The organism is Pseudomonas sp. GW821-FHT11G12 (assembly GCF_058808055.1).
On sequence record NZ_JBXARH010000006.1, the window covers coordinates 271,506 to 291,251 of the forward strand.

The window sequence follows — 19,746 nt, forward strand, 5'->3', positions numbered from 1 at the left end:
AATGCGCAAGATGATTCTGCAATGCGGTGTCCTGGCCTTGAGTCTGCTGGCCGCCAACGTGATCGCGGCGGTGTCGCCGCAAGAGGCCGAGAAACTCGGCACCAGCCTGACGCCGCTGGGCGCCGAAAAGGCGGGTAACGCCGATGGCTCGATTCCGGCCTGGACCGGTGGCATCCCGAAAAACGCCGGGGCGGTGGACAGCAAAGGTTTTCTCGCCGACCCGTTCGCCAGCGAAAAACTACTGTTCACCATCACCGCGGCCAACGTCGACCAGTACAAGGCCAAGCTTTCCGAAGGCCAGGTGGCGATGTTCAAACGCTATCCCGACACCTACAAAATTCCGGTCTACCCGACCCACCGCACCGTCGCCGTGCCGCCGGAAATCTACGAGTCGGCCAAGCGCAGCGCACTGAACGTGACCTCGATCAACGACGGCAACGGCCTGGCCAATTTCACCGGCAATCGCTACTACGCCTTCCCGATTCCGAAGAACGGTGTCGAGGTGCTGTGGAACCACATCACCCGTTACCACGGTGGCAACCTGCGCCGGATCATCACCCAGGTGACCCCGCAGACCAACGGCAGCTACACACCGATCCGCTTCGAGGAAGAGATCGCCGTGCCGCAGTTGATGAAGGAGCTGGATCCGGAGCAGGCGGCCAACGTGCTGACCTTCTTCAAGCAGTCCGTGACTGCCCCGGCGCGTCTGGCCGGCAACGTATTGCTGGTGCACGAAACCCTCGACCAGGTGAAAGAACCGCGTCTGGCGTGGATCTACAACGCCGGTCAGCGCCGGGTTCGCCGTGCGCCGCAAGTCGCCTACGACGGCCCGGGTACCGCCGCCGATGGCCTGCGTACGTCGGACAACTTCGACATGTTCTCCGGCGCGCCGGATCGTTACGACTGGAAACTGGTTGGCAAGAAGGAAATGTACATTCCGTACAACAGCTACAAACTCGATTCGCCGAAGCTCAAGTACGACGACATCGTCAAGGCCGGGCACATCAATCAGGACCTGACCCGTTACGAACTGCACCGGGTCTGGGAAGTGATCGGCACGGTCAAGCCAAGCGAGCGGCACATCTACGCCAAGCGTCACATGTACATCGACGAGGACAGCTGGCAAGTGGCGCTGGCCGATCACTACGACGGTCGCGGACAGTTGTGGCGGGTGGCCGAAGGTCATGCCCAGTACTACTACGATCACCAGGCCCAGGCCTACACCCTGGAAGCGCTCTACGACATCATTGCCGGTCGCTACATTGCCCTGGGCATGAAGAACGAGGAGAAGCACAGCTTCGAATTCGGCTTCGAAGCCAAGGCGGCCGACTTCACTCCTTCGGCCCTGCGCGCCGAGGGCGTCCGGTAAGGGGAGCGATACACGCGCGAGACAAAAGGCGACCGGTTGGTCGTCTTTTTTATGGGCAGCAATCAGCGTACTGAATACTCGTCAACAAGCATCGGGGAGAGGGCTAGGGTGAACGCACAACGATAAAAAGGCGCACCCGATGACCGCCATGACACCCCGTCTGGATCGAGCAGATTTTTTTCCGAGACTTTCTTCCCATCACCTGCCACGTCCGCGACTTTGCGATGCACTGCTTGAGTCGACGGCACGGGTCAAACTGATTTGCGCGCCGGCCGGCAGCGGCAAAACCGCGCTGCTCACCGAATGCCTGCTGCAAGCGCCCGTCAATTGCACCGTCTGTTGGTTGCCGCTGGCCGGTGCATCCTTGAGCGCTGGCGAATGTTGCGAACGACTCGCGCAAGCAATGGGGCTGACAACCTCGGACGAAGCGTCACTGCTGTATGAACTGGCGCGACGGTCTACGGTGACCTGGGTGCTGATCGACGATTACTGCCGATCCCCGGAGCCGGCGCTGGATGCATTGCTCGACCGGATGCTGGCGATCAGCAGTCCGGCCGTGGCGTGGTGGATCGGCACGCGACGGCGCCCATCCTGCAATTGGCCGCGCCTGCTGCTCGATGACGCCTTGTACGAATGTGAAGGCGCGGCGTTGGCACTGACCCGGGATGAAATCGCAGGAGTGCTGCGTCATTTGCCTCCCGCCCAGGCCGACAGTGTGGCGGGGCGTATCTTTCAGCGCAGTGGTGGCTGGTGTGCCGGGGTGCGGATGCTGTTGATGCAAAAATGCGACTGGTCGCAAAAGACCTTGCCGCAGCAACGCATGGACACCTTGCTGGACTACCTGCAACACGAACTGTTCAGCGGTCTGAGTCCGGAGCTGGCCGAGGCCTGGCGGGTGCTGGCGCATTTGCCGCGGTTCAATGCCGGCCTTTGCGACCATCTGTTCGGTGCTGGCGACGGGGCGCAATGGATGCGCAGTCTGCAAACCCTCGGGTGTTTTATCGAGCCCTGGCAAGGGGCGCCGGACTGGTTGCAGGTGTGTGCCCCGCTGTCGCGTTTGATGCGCGACGAACCCTGGCCTGCCGGACGTTCCTGGCATCGCCGGGCCTGTCAGTGGTTTGCTGCCGGACAGCATTGGAAATGTGCGTTCGAGCAGGCGTTGCTGGCCGAAGAGTACGAGGTTGCGGTGAGCCTGTTGCAGCACTTCACTTTCGAGCATCTGTTCGAGGAGCAGACGGTTGTGCTGTTGCTGCGTCTTTATGAGCAACGCGGTGAAGAACTGCTGCTGAGCTCTGCGCAATTGGTCGGTTTGATCACGGCGGCGTTGCTGTTCGCCGGGCGATTTGCGCAGGCTGCAGATTGCATCGGGCAACTTTCGCGCTTTTTGCCGCCACCGTCGGCTGACCAGCAACGGCAATTGATCGCCCGCTGGCAGGCTCAGCAAGGCTGGCTGTCGCATCTGCAAGGACGGATGGAGGAAGCACGCGATCACTTCGAGCAAGCCTTGAACGATCTGTCGCCGCAGGCCTGGACGGCACGCCTGCTTTGTCTATCGGGCCGCACTCAGCAGGCGTTGCTGTGCGGTGATCTGGAGTTGGCTCATTCGATCAATCGTGAAGCACTGTGCCTGGCCCGGGCTGAGGGTTCTCTGTTGTTCGAAGCGTTGCTGGAGCTTGATCATGCCCAGCTGCTGGAGCAACGAGGGGCATCGGCCAGAGCCGAAGAACTGCTGTCCGGCCTTTGCGAAATGCTTGGTTCGTCCGTCGAGCGACCGACGCCGCTGCTGGGGCGGATCGCCCTGCGCCGGGGGCGGCTGGCATTGAGCATGGGGCAACCAGGCCCGGCGGCCGAATTTTTCCAGCAAGGGCTCGACGACTGCCTGTGCAGCTTTGACAAGCGAGTGCTTTACGGATTTCTCGGTCAGGCGCAACTGGCCGCCAATCAGGGCGATTACGCTCAAGCCTTCATGCGACTGCGGGACGCCGAACGGTTGATGCAACAGCGACAGATTCCGGACACGGTCTATCGCGGTGTGCTGTTGCAGGTCAGCAGCGAATTCTGGTTGCAACAAGGACGCCCCGAACTGGCTCACGAGGCATTGAGCCGGGTGCTCAGACATTATCGTGGCCCACATGCACGGCAGGCACCGCCGGCGACGCTTGAGCTGATTCCACGCATCGAATGTTTGCTGGTTCTGGCCGAGACCCGATTGGATCAGATGCAAACGCCTCTGATCCGGTTGGGTGCCTTGCTGGCGTCGGCTCAGGCTCTCGGGCTGACCAGGCTGGAGGCCGAGTTGCTGTTGACACTGACCGAAGTGGCGCTGGTTCTCGGCGAGCCGGCCCAAGCCAGAAAGTTCTTCGAACAGGGCTGCCAGATCATCAAGCGTTGCAACCTGCAGCAAATGTTGGCCGAGCTCTACGCCCGGTGCGCGGAGATTCCCTTGCACTGGCGCGCTGTTGAAACAGCGGTACCTGTGGAAGAACAAAGTACGCCGCTCAATCCCCTCAGTCAGCGAGAACTTAAAGTCCTGGAGTTGATTGCCTTCGGTGATTCCAATCAGCAAATTTCCGAGAAGTTGTTCATTTCATTGCATACAGTTAAAACTCATGTGCGACGCATACATGGGAAATTAGGCGTTGAACGCCGGACTCAAGCAGTGGCCAGGGCGAAGTTGCTAAATTTATGTTGAGTAATTAAGGCTGGGTGTTGCTGTATAGATATGTTGAAATAAGCAGCGTCTTTAGATTTTAAATCAGATGAGTAATCGTTGATCCTGTAAGGAAGTGGCATGAGGCTATTTCCACATAGACGAATTTACAGGATGTATCCAATGGGTGTGATGTTCAAAAGTTCAACGGCCGACGCCGTTCTGAAAAATGCGGATGGTCAGGTAGCGCTGGAGAACGTACAGCGTGCGGGGGATGAATTGAGAGCGGTGCTGGAACGTTCTCCGTCCTTGAGGGATATCTTGCGGAAAAGACTCTCGGAACGATTCGAACGACTGGGAAAGTCTATTGATGTAGAACGTCTATATATTAATTCCGGTGATGATCCGTATGAGATTTTGAACAGGCCGTCCGGTTCGATACTTGATGTTTTTTTTGATTGTCTGGGGCGCGGTGCTTATACGTCTTATGTACTTGGTCTTGATTTTGTCTATTCGCGCCCGGATACAACAGATGCGCGCTTGAGAGTCGGAAATGTCAAGATTTCAGATGTCGAGGATGTTTTGATTCAGGCGTTGCAGCAGGTGGCAACTGATCAGGCGAGTGCACTCCGTCAGTACTGGAACAGTCCGGCCCGCAGCGAATCCGGGGAATCGACAACTCAAAAGGCATTGTTGGAAGTTGCCTTTTCCGAAGCATTGCAGGCCGAGTTGGCCCTGACGGAAGTGGCGGGTTCGCTTAAAAGCTTCCAGGCTCTGCGCGCTAACGAGTTGCTGAAGGCGAAGTTATCCGGGGCCTACAAAATCAGTCTCCGTCAGGCGTCTGGCATTGAGCGGGATCTGGTATCCGGTTTTGTCATGCCCTATTCGAGCATCACAACTTCCGAAATCAAGTTGTCCGGCGACGCTTACGGCTGGTTCCTTTACACGCCGGACAACGGTTTCGAATACTTCTCCAGCAGTGCCGACCTGCATGCAGCAATGTGCAGCCGGCTGGCAGTTGCTCCTGATGCAATCAGGTATCCGGCATTGTCGGTCAGCGTGTTCTCGCACTGTGTGGGCAGCCGACTCAGGGATCAGGAGGCACAATTTGCTGCGCGCATCAGATCCGGTGAGCCACGCAAAGAGGGATTTGTCCGCGAGCTGGAGAATATTCATCAGGTTTTTCCGATGCACTCTGACCTGTACCAGCGGATCAGGGCGTTGCGCATACTGGTCAAACGCCTGGAGTGGCCAGACTGGTTAAAGTCGGCCGGTGAGGCGATACGCGATACCTACGAATCCCTTGAAACTTCGAAAGAGGGATATGAGTTCGAATATGCCCAAGTATCCGATCGGCTGTTTTCGCTACACGACTATGCCGTAGAGCACTTCGGTCGCTGGTGTGACAGCGCTTTGGGAATGCGGCCTGACCCGGATGCAATCAAGGTCCATAGCCTGTACCGGATAGAAGTCGGCGGACGTACGATCCAGCAGGAAGATATTCGCACGTTAACCGAGTTCATGGTTATCGGCCTGCATGATGCTGGCAACCGCGCGACCCTGCGTATCGAAGGCGCTCCGGCGGACAGCGGGTTGACCGTTGCCAAACTGGAAGGTTGGTTGGCCAATCGGGATCTGCGTGTGGAGTTCAGCAGGTCCCTGCCTTCCAGTACTCCGCAGGAGTTTCGCGAGGCTTATTTCAACTATCTGCGTAGTCAGGCGGAGTTCGCGCTGTTCGTTGCCCAACACTCTGCACGTTTCAATGCCACAGACGTTGCGTTGATCCAACGCACCTTGAAAGGTGATCCCTCCGTGGAAATACGGGGAGTGAAACTGAAATACCGGCCAGTGGTATTGCAAAACGTGCTGCTGTTCATGCCGCGCACAGCAACAACTCGTTATGCACTGATGAAGATGCCCCACGGCCAATTCGACTATGTGAAGTTCGCCGACATCTACCAGTTCAATCGTTGGATGGAGTCCATGCTTTCCGATAATCGTGCTTATGCCGAATCGTTGATCCCGCCTGACGATCTGGCTGCTGTCGGTGTATTGAGGGGGGGAGGAACTACGCCGTTACACTACATGTATGAATTGGATTTGGTGCCGGGACTCATGGCGTTGAATGCCGGTGAGCCGTTGTTCAGTCATAGTGAAGTGGCTTACGCGGGTGAGGCCGCTCGTGTCCGAGTGTTGGCGCCGGCTGCCTACTTCTCTGCCGGATCACTGGCGCGGCAAAGATACGCCCGCCTCAGTACTGAACTGAAAGCATTGTCGATGGTGGATTCCCGGGAGAACGGCTATCCGACTTTCGAGCAGTTTTCCCGTGATCTGATCAAGCAGCGAATTGAAGAAGTGTTGTTGTCACGTGGTCAGAGGGTTCAGGTCGATCCCGACAAAATCATGATTCAGACCGACGATTTCCATCTGGATCTGACCACTGTCCTGATTGAGGGCCGCCACTTTGAAGTCCCGGCGACGCCTGGCCGGTCGATTGATGAGAATCCGAAGTTCTACGTGACGGGTGGGCATCCGTCGATTGAAAAACTGGATATCAGGGATCTTTCCAGTTGGTCGAAAACCTTGCGTCCCGGGGACCACTACACCCGGTTTTTACAAAGCGATTACCTGGATCGCAATCACCCGGGCTATGAGTTCAAGCGGGCGGTGCATGCCACGAAAGTCCGCTGTGAGATGCACTACGACGCCTGTCATCAGTATTTCTCCGGGCAGCTTTCTACGGACGTTTTCAAAGGGATTCAACGCCTGGTCGACAACCTGAGTGAGACCGCAGGCAATGACGCTTCTCCTTTTCCATCGAATACAAACGAGGGGATCTACAAGTTCCGCCTGCAGAGCCGTCGAATTGTCGAAGGAGTCTATATTTTCCGGATGTCCATTTATGGGAAATTTCTTGACTATCTTTACACGCCCAACGCGCCTGACGATGTGGCTTTCCGCTCGGTCGACGAGTTTGTCGGTTCCATTCGTTTCCGCTACGGGCCGTTCCGCGATTACTACATGGCGCGAGTGAAGATTGATGATCGCAAGGTTGTGAATGATTACTTCGACAATCTGGTTGCCACGGTCAACACCGTCGCCCCCCCTCAACCGGAAGGCGCTGTGCGGATGCTGGGCTTCTCTATGCTTCATGACGACAGGATCTATCGCATTCTCAGCGACATCGACGCACGGACCACAAGTCTGAATGAGGTGATAGCCGGTCTGGTTTATGACAACGTGATTTTTGCCGCCAACATCATCAGTCTGGTGATTCCTCCGATCGGCATAGCCGTCACCGCCGTGGAGGTGTTCAAGAGCCTTTACGACGGTGCGAGAGCGTATGAGCGGGGTAATTACTCTGCCGCCCTTGATCATGGAAAATCCGCGCTGATCGGACTGGTGAGTCTCGGAAAAGCAGCCGCAGCCGGCAAGCCGGTCAAGGTTACGCCTGCTCAAAAGACCTTGTTTGACCTGGGCAAGGATGCCAGAACTGTGGTGGGCTGGATGTCCCAGGCCACGGGGCAGACGCTGGGAGAAAAGCGTCTGGTCGAAATCATCGAGCAATTGATGAAGGATAATCAGAGCCGCAGTAGTCAGACCACAGTGCACTGATAAGGCGATCGAGCCTCAAGCATTCAGGCTTGAGGCTCATGGCCCATCCGCCAACTCACGGCCCGTGTCGCCGCCAGCAACCGCTGCGCCGCCGGGCCGTTTTCGTCGGCGTGGAACAGCGAGGTCGGGCCGACGATGGTCAACACTGCCGCGATCTGCCCGAGGGCGTTGAACACCGGTGCCGACAGGGCATCGACGCCGGGCATCAGCAAACCGTGCACATGATGCAGACCGCGTTCGCGGATCTGTTCGCATAACGCCGCATAGGCTTTTTCGTCCGCCAGCGGATGGCCGCCACTGGCGATTTCCTGTTCGCGCAATTCGTCGGTTTCCCGGTGCGGCAGGTAGGTGCTGAACACCAGACCGGTGGATGAACTGAGCAGCGGCAACACCGAGCCCAGTTGCGTCACGACCGTCACCGCGCGCACCGCCGGTTCGATGTGCACAACGGTTGCGCCCTGATTGCCCCACACCGCGAGGAAACAGGTTTCGTTGAGTTCGTCGCGCAGTTCGGCCAGCGGCAGGGCGGCGACTTTCAGCACGTCCATACTGTTGAGTGCGGCCAGGCCCACGCGCAGCGCTTCACGGCCGAGACCGTAATGGTTGGTGGCGGTGTTCTGCTCGGCGAAACCGCTGGCGATCAAGGCCTGCAGATAGCGGTGAACCTTGCTCGCCGGCATCTGCACATGTTCGGCCAGGCGCGACAGCGAAGTGGAGGGCGACAACTCGGCCAGGGCCTTGAGGATGTCGGTGCCGACTTCGGCGGAGCGGACTTTCTGTTTGCCGTTGCTGTCGCTGGTTTTTTCCATGGTGCTGCCGTGTCCCGGAACGAATGGGCGTCTTTATAGCTTGACGCTGGATAGCGAGCAAATTACGTTATGCGTAATTGAATTACGATAAAAATAACCCCGGCGTGCCAAGACCTCTGATCCAGAGCGTCCGGCCATGCCGACTCCCTGTTCAGGAGGCTCCATGAACCTCGATTCAGCCCTGGCTTACCAGTCCGGTTTCGGCAACGAATTCAGCTCCGAAGCGTTGCCCGGCGCACTGCCCGTCGGCCAGAACTCCCCGCAGAAAGCCCCGTACGGTCTCTACACCGAACTGTTCTCCGGCACTGCGTTCACCATGACCCGCAGCGAAGCGCGGCGTACCTGGATGTACCGGATCCAGCCGTCGGCCAACCACCCGGCATTCGTCAAACTGGAGCGGCAACTGGCGGGCGGCCCGTTGGGTGAAGTGACCCCCAATCGCCTGCGCTGGAACCCGCTGGAGATCCCGGCCGAACCGACCGATTTCATCGACGGTCTGGTGAGCATGGCGGCCAATTCCGCTGCCGAGAAACCGGCCGGCATCAGCATCTATCACTACTGCGCCAACCGTTCGATGGAACGGGTGTTCTTCAACGCCGACGGCGAGCTGCTGCTGGTGCCGCAACTGGGGCGTCTGCGCATCGCAACCGAGCTGGGTGTGCTGGAAGTGGCGCCGCTGGAAATCGCCGTGTTGCCACGGGGCCTGAAATTCCGCGTCGAACTGCTCGACCCGCAGGCGCGCGGTTACGTCGCCGAGAACCATGGCGCGCCGCTGCGCCTGCCGGATCTGGGGCCGATCGGCAGCAACGGCCTGGCCAATCCACGGGACTTCCTGACCCCGGTCGCCGCCTACGAAAACCTGCAACAACCGACCACCCTGGTGCAGAAATTCCTCGGCCAGTTGTGGGGCACCGAACTCAATCACTCGCCGCTGAATGTGGTCGCCTGGCACGGCAACAACGTGCCGTACAAATATGACCTGCGCCGTTTCAACACTATCGGCACCGTCAGTTTCGATCATCCGGACCCATCGATCTTCACCGTGCTCACGTCGCCGACCAGCGTCCACGGTCTGGCCAACCTCGACTTCGTGATCTTCCCGCCGCGCTGGATGGTGGCCGAGAACACCTTCCGTCCACCATGGTTCCACCGCAACCTGATGAACGAGTTCATGGGCCTGATCCAGGGCGAATACGACGCCAAGGCCGAAGGTTTCGTGCCTGGCGGCGCGTCGCTGCACAGCTGCATGAGTGCTCATGGCCCGGACGGCGAGACCTGCACCAAAGCCATCAACGCGGACCTGAAACCGGCCAAGATCGACAACACCATGGCCTTCATGTTCGAGACCAGCCAGGTGCTGCGCCCAAGCCGCTTTGCCCTCGACTGTCCGCAACTGCAATCCACTTACGACGCCTGCTGGGCCACGCTGCCCGCCACGTTCGACCCGACCCGGAGATAACCCATGACTCAGAATTCCATCACCCGCAGTTGGGTCGCTTCGGCCAACGGCCACACCGATTTCCCGTTGCAGAACCTGCCGCTGGGTGTGTTCAGCCTCAACGGCTCGGCACCGCGCGCGGGCGTGGCGATTGGTGAACACATCTTCGATCTGCAAGTGGCGCTGGAGGCCGGGCTGTTCGACGGCGTCGCGCGCAGTGCAGTCGAAGCCATGCACGGCGGCCAGTTGAACGCATTCTTCGAACTCGGCCGCGAAGCTCGCGTTGCCCTGCGCGAACGACTGCTGGAGCTGTTCAGCGAAGGCAGCACCCATCGCGGCAATATTGAAGCCCAGGGCGCAAAACTGCTGCCGCTGGCCGCCGATTGCCAACTGCACCTGCCGGCGCGCATCAGTGACTACACCGACTTCTACGTCGGCATCGAGCACGCGCAGAACGTCGGCAAGCTGTTCCGTCCGGACAACCCGTTGCTGCCGAACTACAAACACGTGCCGATCGGCTACCACGGTCGTGCGTCCACCGTGCGTGCTTCCGGCACCGACGTGCGTCGCCCGAAAGGCCAGACCCTGCCGGCCGGTGCGACCGAGCCGACCTTCGGCCCGTGTGCGCGTCTGGACTATGAGCTGGAGCTGGGGATCTGGATCGGTCAGGGCAACGAGATGGGCGAGTCGATCGCCATCGGCGATGCCGCTGAACACATTGCCGGTTTCTGCCTGCTCAACGACTGGTCGGCCCGTGACATCCAGGCCTGGGAATACCAGCCGCTCGGCCCGTTCCTCTCCAAAAGCTTCATCACCAGCGTCTCGCCATGGGTAGTGACCGCCGAAGCGCTGGCGCCATTCCGCACCGCGCAACCGGCGCGCCCGGAAGGTGATCCGCAGCCATTGCCGTACCTGTTCGACAAGCGCGATCAGGATGGCGGTGGTTTCGATATCGAGCTGGAAGTGCTGCTGCTCACCGAGAAAATGCGCGAGCAGAACCTGCCGGCCCATCGCCTGACTCTGAGCAACACCCGCTACATGTACTGGACCGTCGCGCAAATGGTCGCGCACCACAGCGTCAACGGCTGCCAGTTGCAGGCCGGTGACCTGTTCGGTTCGGGCACTTTGTCCGGCCCTGAAAACGGCCAGTTCGGCAGCCTGCTGGAAATTACCGAGGGTGGCAAAAAGCCAATCGAGCTGGCTTCCGGTGAGGTGCGCAAATTCCTTGAAGACGGCGACGAAATCATCCTGCGCGCTCGCTGCGCCCGCGAAGGTTTTGCCTCGATCGGTTTCGGCGAATGCCGTGGCACTGTGCTGGCGGCGCGCTGACAGGAGCGGTTCATGGATCTCTATACCTATTACCGTTCCACTTCGTCCTACCGGGTACGGATCGCGCTGGCACTCAAGGGCCTCGACTATCAGGCGTTGCCAGTCAATTTGATCGCGCCGCCCGGCGGTGAACATCGGCAACCGGCGTACCTGGCGATCAATCCCCAGGGCCGGGTGCCGGCGCTGCGTACCGATGACGGCAAGTTGCTGATTCAGTCGCCGGCCATCATCGAGTACCTGGAGGAACGTTATCCACAGGTGCCGCTGCTGCCCGAGGACCTCGTTGCCCGCGCACAAGTGCGCGGCGTGGCGGCTGTGATCGGCTGCGACGTGCATCCGCTGCACAACGTCAGCGTGCTCAATCGCCTGCGCGGTCTGGGCCATGACGAGCCGCAGGTGACCGAGTGGATTGGCCACTGGATCGGTCAGGGGCTGGCGACGGTGGAGCAGTTGATCGGCGACAGCGGTTTCTGTTTCGGCGAGTGGCCGTGCGTGGCTGATGTGTACCTTATCCCGCAGTTGTACGCGGCCGAGCGTTTCAACGTTTCGCTTGAGGCGTATCCACGGATCCGTCGGGTGGCCGCGTTGGCTGCTGAACATCCGGCGTTCATCGCGGCGCATCCGGCGAATCAGCCGGACACGCCGAAGTAGCATTTGATGGCTCCCGTGCAGCGCACGGGAGCCATTCCGGTTACCCGCAAAAAACATAAAAACAAAACAGGTACCTTGCGATGCATAACCAGATTGCCAGCTTCCGGGCGGCACTCGACGCCCGTCCTGTGTCCCGTTTTCAGTGGTTGCTCCTGATTCTTCTCGCCTTGTTGCTGGTCACCGACGGCTATGACGCCCAGGTGCTCGGCTATGTGGTGCCGGCGCTGGCGCAGGACTGGGGCCTGGAGAAATCGGCGTTCGGCCCGGTGTTCAGCGCCAACCTGTTGGGCCTGACTCTAGGCTCGCTCGCCGTGACGCCGCTGGCCGACCGTTTCGGCGTACGGCGGATTCTGCTCGCCTGTGTGCTGATCTACGCCAGCCTCACGGTGCTGATGGTATTCGCCGATTCCCTGAATACCTTGATGATCGCGCGCTTCATTTGCGGCATCGGCATGGGCGGCGCAATGCCCAGCGCCATGGCGTTGATGTCGGAATACTCACCGCCACGGCTGCGTACGTTGATGGTGACGCTGGCGGCCTGCGGCTTTTCCTTCGGTGGTGCGGCGGGTGGTTTTGTTGCGGCCGGGTTCATCGATCGATTCGGCTGGCAAGCGGTGTTCCTCGCTGGCGGCGTTACGCCGTTGCTGCTGTTTCCGTTTCTCTGGTGGATGCTGCCGGAATCCCTGCCACGCCTGCTGCGCGATGCGCCACCGTATGCGCGGCTGCGCAAGGTTACCGCGCGGATGTTGCCGGACTGGCAACCGCCCGCTGCCTCGGTCGAACAGAACGAGCGCGAGCAGGGCAGCAAACTGACGGTGGTGGAACTGTTCCGCAATGGCTATGCACGCCCGACCTTGCTGATCTGGGCGACGTTTTTCGTCAGCCTGATCCTGCTTTATTTCATGATCAGCTGGCTGCCGTCGCTGCTGCTGGAAAGTGGCCTGAAACTCAATGAAGCGAATCTGGTGACGTCGATGTTCCTGTTCGCCGGCACCTTGGGCGCCATCTGCATGGCGTGGTTCGCTGATCGTCTGAAGCGCAAGGTACGGTTGCTGTCCGGTGTGCTGGCCGGCGCGGCGGTCTGCACGATCCTGCTGGGCCTGAATCACGACAACCCACGCTATCTGGTGGCCTGTGTGTTTGCGGCGGGCTTCTGCATCATTGGCGGGCAACTGACGCTCAATGCGTTTGCCAGCAATTTCTATCCGGCGCACGTGCGCGCCACCGGCACCGGTTGGGCGTTGGGAGTGGGGCGTTTCGGCTCGATTCTCGGGCCGCTGTTCGGCAGCCTGCTGCTGGCGATGCACATTCCGGTGGAGCAGATTTTCTTCTTCTGCGCGATTCCGGCAGTGATTGCGGCGTTGTTGATCATTCAGGTGCGTTCGCCTGCTGCGGCGTCAGTCAGTGCACCACCGAATTGGGCGGCAGATGCCCCAGCCGCTCCGTCAGGCGAAGTCGCTGAATCGGGTCGTCACTGAGCAGCAGCGCATGTTCCAGGTCGAAACGCTCGGCGTTCGGGCAGTCGAGACGCTGGTACAGGCTGGCGCGGGCCAGGTAGTCGGCGGCGCTGGCATCGCCCATTTCGAGTACGCGTTCGGCATCGATCAGCGCGGCGATGAAGTCATCGTGGGTCAGGTGCAACTGGCGCAGGTTGCGCGACAGGCGTTGAAGCATCTGTAGCGGTGTGGCGGCCAGCAGGTGGTCGGCGTTGAGTTGCATCTGGTGGCCGTATTGGCGATGCAGCAGTTCGCGGCAATCGTTCGGGTACAGGCGCCGCCCACCGCACGGATCGAGCAAGTGATCAGCCCCGGGCACCTTCAACAGGAAATGCCCGGGGAAGTTCACACCGACCAGCGGGATCTCCAGTCCACGGGCCAGTTCCAGCGCGATCAGCGCCAGGGCCAACGGTTGGCCGCGCCGGGTCTGCAACACCTTGTTGACCATCGCGGCTTGGGGACGCAACGGCGCAAAATCATCCTGTGCAAAACCCAGATCGGTCATTCGCCGCAGGAGCGGCTGCGCCAGTTCGCTGACCGGCAACAGTGGCAAACCGGAACTGACGCGCTGTTGCAGTTCCTTGAAATCCTGCAATAGCGCTTCGGGGTCGACGTGTTTGTCATGCTCGGCAGCCATCCACAACGCCGCCTCGAACAGCGCGGGCGGTGAACGGTGCAGACAGTCGAAAAAACGTTGGCGCGGACTCATCAAAATCTCCGGGGAATGCCTCGTTTTAGCCCCGTCTCTGTCATTCGTCCAGTGCCGCGCCGCTCTGCCACCGGGTTATGCCGCAACGCATTGGTCGCTGTCGGGCCTTATTCCCGTGCGCTTCAGCAATTTTTGGGCGCAAGCCTATACTGGCGTCTACCAGAAGTGATTCGGGGGCCTGCCGATGTTCGCTCTCATGCAAAGCACTCGCCTGGAATCGCTGCACCTTAGCGTTGATCCGGTCTCCGGATTGAAGGCGGTCATTGCCATCCATAACAGTCGCCTCGGGCCCGCCCTGGGCGGGTGTCGTTATCTTGCCTACCCGAACGACGAATCCGCTGTCGAGGACGCCATACGCCTGGCCCAGGGCATGAGCTACAAAGCCGCGCTGGCCGGTCTGGCCCAGGGTGGCGGCGTCGCCGTGATCGTGCGCCCGGCCCATGTGGAAAACCGCGCTGCGTTGTTCGAAGCCTTCGGCCGTTGCATCAATCAGCTCGACGGCCGCTACATCACTGCCATCGACAGCGGCACCTCGGTGGCGGACATGGATTGCATCGCCCAGCAGACCCAGCACGTCACCAGCACCACCTCGGCCGGCGACCCGGCGCCACACGCGGCAATGGGCGTGTTCACCGGAATACGCGCCACGGCCATGGCGCGGCTGGGCAGCGACAACCTCGAAGGCTTGCGCGTGGCGATTCAGGGGCTGGGCAATGTCGGTTATGCCCTGGCCGAACAACTGCACGCCGCTGGCGCCGAACTGCTGGTCAGCGACATCGACCACGGCAAGGTGCAACTGGCGATGGAGCAGCTCAACGCCCACCCGATCGCCAACGACGCATTGCTCAGCACGCCGTGTGACATTCTTGCGCCGTGCGGCCTGGGCGGTGTGCTCAACAGCCACACCGTCACCCAGTTGCGCTGTTCGGCGGTGGCAGGGTCGGCCAACAATCAACTGACGCATCTGGATGTGGCCGATCAACTGGAACGGCGCGGCATCCTGTATGCGCCGGATTACGTGATCAATGCCGGTGGCTTGATCTACGTTTCCCTCAAGCACCGTGGCGAAGAGCTGACGACCATCACCGCGCACCTGTCGAAGATCAGTTCGCGGCTGACGGAAGTGTTTGCTCACGCCCAGGCAGAAAAGCGTTCACCCGCGCGGGTGGCGGACGAGTTGGCGGAGAAGGTGTTGTACCGCTGAGGTTTTTCCGGACATGAAAAAGCCCCTGAGTCGTTCAACTCAGGGGCTATTCAATTCAGAGGCTTCAATTCAAGTGTCGATTACTTTGCAGCCTTCGCCGCTTTGGCGGGTTTGGCTGGGGCTTCTGCCGGCTCAGCCGCGTCTGCCGTCTCAGTCGCCACAACCGGTTCGGCCGGTGCGTTGATCAGCTCCGACAGGGCATCAGGCTGGCTCTTGAACGCTCGGGCGAACACGTCGCGGTTCTTCGCCATGAAGATCCCGACTTCTTCCACTTGCTGCTCGCTCAACGATGGAACGGCTTTTTCCAGCACTTCGGCCAGTAACTCGGCCAGTTCGAGCATTTTGTCATGACGGTCAGCTTCGGCTTTATCCATGAACAAGCGCTCCAGATCTCGGCTGCTGCGGTATACCACTTCGACGGCCATTCACCACCTCACATGCCTTCACATTAAGTTGTCTTAGCGACTACTGTATCTATATACAGCTAAAAGGATAAGCGAATCCCTGCGCTTTGGGTAGTGGCTTTTTAATGTAGACCGGATTCGGGTTTTGTCAGGCCTAATGCGCCGCGCAGGTGCGACCAAACGCCACGGCGCGGGTTTCGCGGCGCCTCGCCATGATGGCGTGGCCTCTTTTCTGCATGCATCCGTGTGCGTGCGCAATAACCGTCACATCCAAGCGTGCAACATCCGCTCGAACCGGGCTAAGGAACCTTCATCGTGAAAATCAACTGGGCCGAGAAACTGCGGCAAAACGTGCACCAACTGGCCGAGTCTCTGGGCAACCTGTTCGTCGAGACCTTCCACTACCTGGCGCTGTTCGCCATTGGCGCGGTGACCGCCTGGGCGGCAGTGATGGAATTTCTCGGGATGCTCGAGGAAGGGCACATCAAGATCGATGACATTCTGTTGCTGTTCATCTATCTGGAACTGGGGGCGATGGTCGGGATTTACTTCAAGACCAACCACATGCCGGTGCGCTTCCTGATCTATGTGGCGATCACCGCACTGACGCGCCTGCTGATCTCCAACGTTTCGCACCACAACCCGCCGGACATGGGCATCATTTACCTGTGCGGCGGGATTCTGCTGCTGGCGTTCTCGATCCTGGTGGTGCGTTACGCCTCGTCGCAGTTCCCTTCGGTGAAAATCGAGAAGCCGCAACGCAAGCTCGGTGCGGGTTCTGGTGAACACCCCGAGATCGAGAAGGGCGAGCTCTAAAGACCGATCGATGGCCGATGCTGGCCCTTGATCTGGCGCGGTGGCGGGGTGAGCCCGTCGCCGCGGGTCATGGCTTCCAGGATCGCCATGGCGCTGTGGCCCTGTTCGATGGCGATGCCGAACTGAATGCTCTGCACCAGTCGTTTGAGGCGCTTGGGGTCGTTGCGCTGGTCGGCGCTGATCATCCGTTTGGCGACGATCCGGCCGCTGTTGGAAAGGGTCAGCATGATGCTGCCGTCGAGGCCCTGAATGCTCAGGTTGATCTGATAGTCCGGCGCGAAGGCATCGGTAATGATCTGAAAAGGATTGTCCATGATGCGTCACCGCCTGATTGAACGTGCAGTTGTTGACCGGCCTTGATCGGGTTGGTTCGCCAAACCTGACCGTCGGCCATTCCGTGGTCCTGTCTCCTTCAGGGATGTAGCAAGGGACATGCCGGGAATTTTGTCGAACAATGAAACCGGCCAAAAAGAAGGCGAGCCCATGGCTCGCCTTCTTCGTTTGCGGCCCGTTTCAGGGCAGAACCGAGTAGATGATCGCTGACAGTGCAATCAGGCCGATCAGCACCACGAACACGTTCGACACCTGGCCCGAATACTGGCGCAAGGCTGGCACACGGCGGATCGCGTACATCGGCATCAGGAACAACAGGCAGGCAATCACCGGCCCGCCGAGGGTTTCGATCATGCCGAGGATGCTCGGGTTGAAGGTCGCCACGGCCCAGCAGCTGAGGATCATGAACAGCGCCGTCGCACGGTTCAGCCAGCTCGCCGACATCACCCGGCCACGGCCGCGCAGGCTTTTGACGATCATGCCCTGGAAGCCTTCGCTGGCGCCGATGTAGTGGCCGAGGAAGGATTTGGTGATCGCCACCAGCGCAATCAGCGGCGCGGCGTAAGCGATGACCGGCGTCTGGAAGTGGTTGGCCAGGTACGACAGGATCGAAATGTTCTGCGCCTTGGCCGCTGCCAGATCAGCCGGCGACAGTGCCAGCACGCAGCTGAAGCAGAAGAACATCACGGTCACCACCATCATGCCGTGGGCCATGGCGAGGATGCCGCTGCTCTTGCGTTCGGCCTGGTCGCCGTAGCGTTGTTTCTGCTCGACGGCGAACGCGGAAATGATCGGTGAGTGGTTGAACGAGAACACCATCACCGGGATCGCCAGCCACAGGGTCTTGAAGAACACCGACATCGGCATCGCTTCCTGGGCGCTGGCGAAGAACGCGCCGTTCCAGTTCGGAATCAGGCTGATGCCGAGCAGCAGCAACGCGGCGACGAACGGATACACCAGCACGCTCATGGCTTTGACGATCACGCTCTGACCGCAACGCACGATGGCCATCAAACCGAGGATCAACGCCAGCGACAACACTGCGCGCGGCGGCGGGGCGATGTGCAACTGGTGTTCGAGGAAGCTGCTCAGGGTGTTGGTCAGCGCCACGCTGTACACCAGCAGGATCGGGAAGATCGCGAAGAAATACAGCAGCGTGATCAGTTTGCCGGCACCGACGCCGAAGTGTTCTTCCACCACTTCGGTGATATCACCGGAGCGGCCCGACAGCACGAAGCGGGTCAGGCCCCGGTGCGCGAAGAAGGTCATCGGGAACGCCAGCACCGCCAGGATCAGCAACGGCCAGAAACCGCCGACACCGGCGTTGATCGGCAGGAACAAAGTGCCGGCACCGATGGCCGTGCCGTACAGGCCAAGCATCCAGGTGGTGTCGAATTTGCTCCAGCCCTTGTGGGCGATTTCGCTATTGCGTGTGCGGTCTACAGCGGGGTTTTCGGCAGCAGGTGTGCGTACATCGGTCATCGTTTTTGCCTCGTTATTATTCTTGCTCGGGCTCACGTGTTACAGGCGGTCAGGGAGCGCTCCTCAGCACTCCACCCAGCTCACGGCCAGGCCGCCTCGTGAAGTCTCTTTGTATTTGTCATGCATGTCGGCGCCGGTATCGCGCATGGTGCGGATCACCCGGTCGAGGGAAATGAAGTGTTTGCCGTCACCGCGCAGGGCCATTTGTGTGGCGTTGATCGCCTTCACCGCAGCGATGGCGTTGCGCTCGATGCACGGCACCTGCACGAGTCCGCCGACCGGGTCGCAGGTCAGGCCGAGGTTGTGCTCCAGGCCGATTTCGGCGGCGTTTTCCAGTTGCTCCGGGGTAGCGCCGAGCACGTCGGCGAGACCAGCAGCGGCCATGGCGCAGGCAGAGCCGACTTCACCCTGGCAGCCGACTTCGGCGCCGGAAATCGAGGCGTTTTTCTTGCACAGGATGCCGACCGCTGCCGCGCCCAGAAAGAACGCGACCACGTCATCGTCGGACGCGTCCGGATTGAATTTCATGTAGTAGTGCAGGACGGCCGGAATGATCCCGGCGGCACCGTTGGTCGGCGCGGTGACCATGCGCCCGCCGGCGGCGTTTTCTTCGTTGACGGCGAGGGCGAACAGGTTGACCCACTCCATCGCCGACAGGGTCGAACTGATGACGTTCGGCTTACCGATTTCCAGCAGGCTGCGGTGCAATTTCGCCGCACGACGCGGAACATTCAGACCACCAGGCAGCACGCCTTCGTGACGCAGACCTTGCTCGACGCATTCGCGCATCACCGACCAGATATGCAGCAGGCCCTGACGGATTTCGGCATCGCTGCGCCAGGCCCGTTCGTTGGCCATCATCAGTTCGGAAACACGCAGGTTGTGTTTGTTGCACAGCGACAGCAGTTCCGCAGCGCTGGAAAAGTCGTACGGCAACACCACGTCGCCGGCCGGTGCTACACCGGATTCGGCTTCGGCCGCTTCGATGATGAAACCGCCACCCACCGAGTAGTACGTCTGCTCGAACAGTTGCCCGGATGCACCGAAGGCTGTCAGCGACATGGCGTTGGGGTGGTAGGGCAGGCTCTCGTCCAGCAGCAGGAGATCGTCTTGCCAGTTGAAGGCAATCGAGCGTGTACCTGCGAGGGACAGTTGGCCGGTCTCGCGCAGTTGCTGGATGCGCGGTTCGATGGTCGACGGATCGATGCTGTCCGGCCATTCGCCCATCAGGCCCATGACCGTTGCACGGTCAGTGGCGTGACCGACGCCAGTGGCCGAGAGCGAGCCGTACAAACGGATTTCCACCCGCTGTACGTCGAGCAGCAAATGCTGGTCGATCAGGGCTTGGGCGAAGGTCGCGGCGGCGCGCATCGGGCCGACGGTGTGGGAACTGGACGGACCGATGCCGACTTTGAATAGATCGAAAACACTGATAGCCATG

At 60.1% G+C, this 19,746-nt stretch carries 14 protein-coding genes and 1 pseudogene; 9 read left to right on the top strand and 6 right to left on the bottom strand.

The window, feature by feature from the left end:
- Window position 1: 1 nt before the first annotated feature.
- The 3 genes from AC1RR7_RS19740 (at window position 2) to AC1RR7_RS19750 (ending at window position 7,634) form a co-directional block, all read left to right on the top strand.
- Window positions 2-1,369: a DUF1329 domain-containing protein gene (locus AC1RR7_RS19740; RefSeq protein WP_493158229.1), complete on the top strand. Its 1,368-nt coding sequence runs from the start codon at window positions 2-4 to the stop codon at window positions 1,367-1,369.
- Between the two features lie 139 nt (window positions 1,370-1,508).
- Window positions 1,509-4,061, top strand: a complete 2,553-nt coding sequence (locus tag AC1RR7_RS19745; protein ID WP_493158230.1) for a helix-turn-helix transcriptional regulator — start codon at window positions 1,509-1,511, stop codon at window positions 4,059-4,061.
- Between the two features lie 141 nt (window positions 4,062-4,202).
- A complete protein-coding gene (locus tag AC1RR7_RS19750; protein WP_493065292.1) occupies window positions 4,203-7,634 on the top strand; it encodes a dermonecrotic toxin domain-containing protein in 3,432 nt (1,143 codons plus the stop codon).
- A gap of 23 nt (window positions 7,635-7,657) precedes the next feature.
- Here the strand turns inward: AC1RR7_RS19750 and AC1RR7_RS19755 are convergent, their stop codons facing one another.
- Complete coding sequence (locus AC1RR7_RS19755; RefSeq protein ID WP_192563567.1) at window positions 7,658-8,443, bottom strand: IclR family transcriptional regulator; 786 nt, start codon at window positions 8,441-8,443, stop codon at window positions 7,658-7,660.
- A gap of 163 nt (window positions 8,444-8,606) precedes the next feature.
- On the opposite strand from AC1RR7_RS19755, the gene hmgA reads away from it, so the two are divergent.
- The 4 genes from hmgA to AC1RR7_RS19775 all read left to right on the top strand — a co-directional run bounded on the left by hmgA (window position 8,607) and on the right by AC1RR7_RS19775 (window position 13,339).
- Entirely contained in the window at window positions 8,607-9,902 is a 1,296-nt protein-coding gene (gene hmgA / locus AC1RR7_RS19760) for a homogentisate 1,2-dioxygenase (RefSeq protein WP_064593461.1), read from the top strand.
- Between the two features lie 3 nt (window positions 9,903-9,905).
- Window positions 9,906-11,210: a fumarylacetoacetase gene (gene fahA, locus AC1RR7_RS19765; protein ID WP_493158232.1), complete on the top strand. Its 1,305-nt coding sequence runs from the start codon at window positions 9,906-9,908 to the stop codon at window positions 11,208-11,210.
- A 12-nt stretch (window positions 11,211-11,222) separates the two neighbouring features.
- The gene (gene maiA, locus AC1RR7_RS19770) at window positions 11,223-11,861 is read left to right on the top strand and encodes a maleylacetoacetate isomerase (protein ID WP_096819076.1); all 639 of its coding nucleotides are present in this window, start codon (window positions 11,223-11,225) and stop codon (window positions 11,859-11,861) included.
- An 80-nt stretch (window positions 11,862-11,941) separates the two neighbouring features.
- Window positions 11,942-13,339 carry an MFS transporter gene (locus AC1RR7_RS19775; RefSeq protein ID WP_493072693.1) on the top strand — a complete coding sequence of 466 codons (1,398 nt, stop codon included), beginning with the start codon at window positions 11,942-11,944 and terminating at the stop codon, window positions 13,337-13,339.
- On the opposite strand, the gene AC1RR7_RS19780 is transcribed toward AC1RR7_RS19775, so the two are convergent.
- Window positions 13,263-14,066, bottom strand: a complete 804-nt coding sequence (locus tag AC1RR7_RS19780; RefSeq protein WP_096819080.1) for a SirB1 family protein — start codon at window positions 14,064-14,066, stop codon at window positions 13,263-13,265. The two genes, AC1RR7_RS19775 and AC1RR7_RS19780, sit on opposite strands and share 77 nt — an antisense overlap.
- A 184-nt stretch (window positions 14,067-14,250) precedes the next feature.
- Between AC1RR7_RS19780 and AC1RR7_RS19785 the strand changes: the two genes are divergently transcribed.
- Entirely contained in the window at window positions 14,251-15,270 is a 1,020-nt protein-coding gene (locus AC1RR7_RS19785) for a Glu/Leu/Phe/Val dehydrogenase family protein (protein ID WP_096819082.1), read from the top strand.
- A gap of 170 nt (window positions 15,271-15,440) precedes the next feature.
- Here the strand turns inward: AC1RR7_RS19785 and AC1RR7_RS19790 are convergent.
- Window positions 15,441-15,695: pseudogene (locus AC1RR7_RS19790) on the bottom strand (YebG family protein); the annotation flags it as partial.
- A 294-nt stretch (window positions 15,696-15,989) separates the two neighbouring features.
- Between AC1RR7_RS19790 and AC1RR7_RS19795 the strand changes: the two are divergent.
- The gene (locus tag AC1RR7_RS19795) at window positions 15,990-16,490 is read left to right on the top strand and encodes a phosphate-starvation-inducible protein PsiE (protein ID WP_003221775.1); all 501 of its coding nucleotides are present in this window, start codon (window positions 15,990-15,992) and stop codon (window positions 16,488-16,490) included.
- Here AC1RR7_RS19795 and AC1RR7_RS19800 read toward each other — a convergent pair.
- The 3 genes from AC1RR7_RS19800 to AC1RR7_RS19810 all read right to left on the bottom strand — a co-directional run bounded on the left by AC1RR7_RS19800 (window position 16,487) and on the right by AC1RR7_RS19810 (window position 19,745).
- Window positions 16,487-16,804, bottom strand: coding sequence for a DUF3509 domain-containing protein (locus AC1RR7_RS19800; RefSeq protein ID WP_096819085.1), 318 nt, complete (start codon window positions 16,802-16,804; stop codon window positions 16,487-16,489). The genes AC1RR7_RS19795 and AC1RR7_RS19800 overlap by 4 nt on opposite strands.
- Before the next feature lie 199 nt (window positions 16,805-17,003).
- Complete coding sequence (locus AC1RR7_RS19805) at window positions 17,004-18,305, bottom strand: HAAAP family serine/threonine permease (RefSeq protein ID WP_493065296.1); 1,302 nt, start codon at window positions 18,303-18,305, stop codon at window positions 17,004-17,006.
- 63 nt (window positions 18,306-18,368) lie between these two features.
- Window positions 18,369-19,745: an L-serine ammonia-lyase gene (locus AC1RR7_RS19810; protein WP_102619473.1), complete on the bottom strand. Its 1,377-nt coding sequence runs from the start codon at window positions 19,743-19,745 to the stop codon at window positions 18,369-18,371.
- Window position 19,746: the final 1 nt, after the last annotated feature.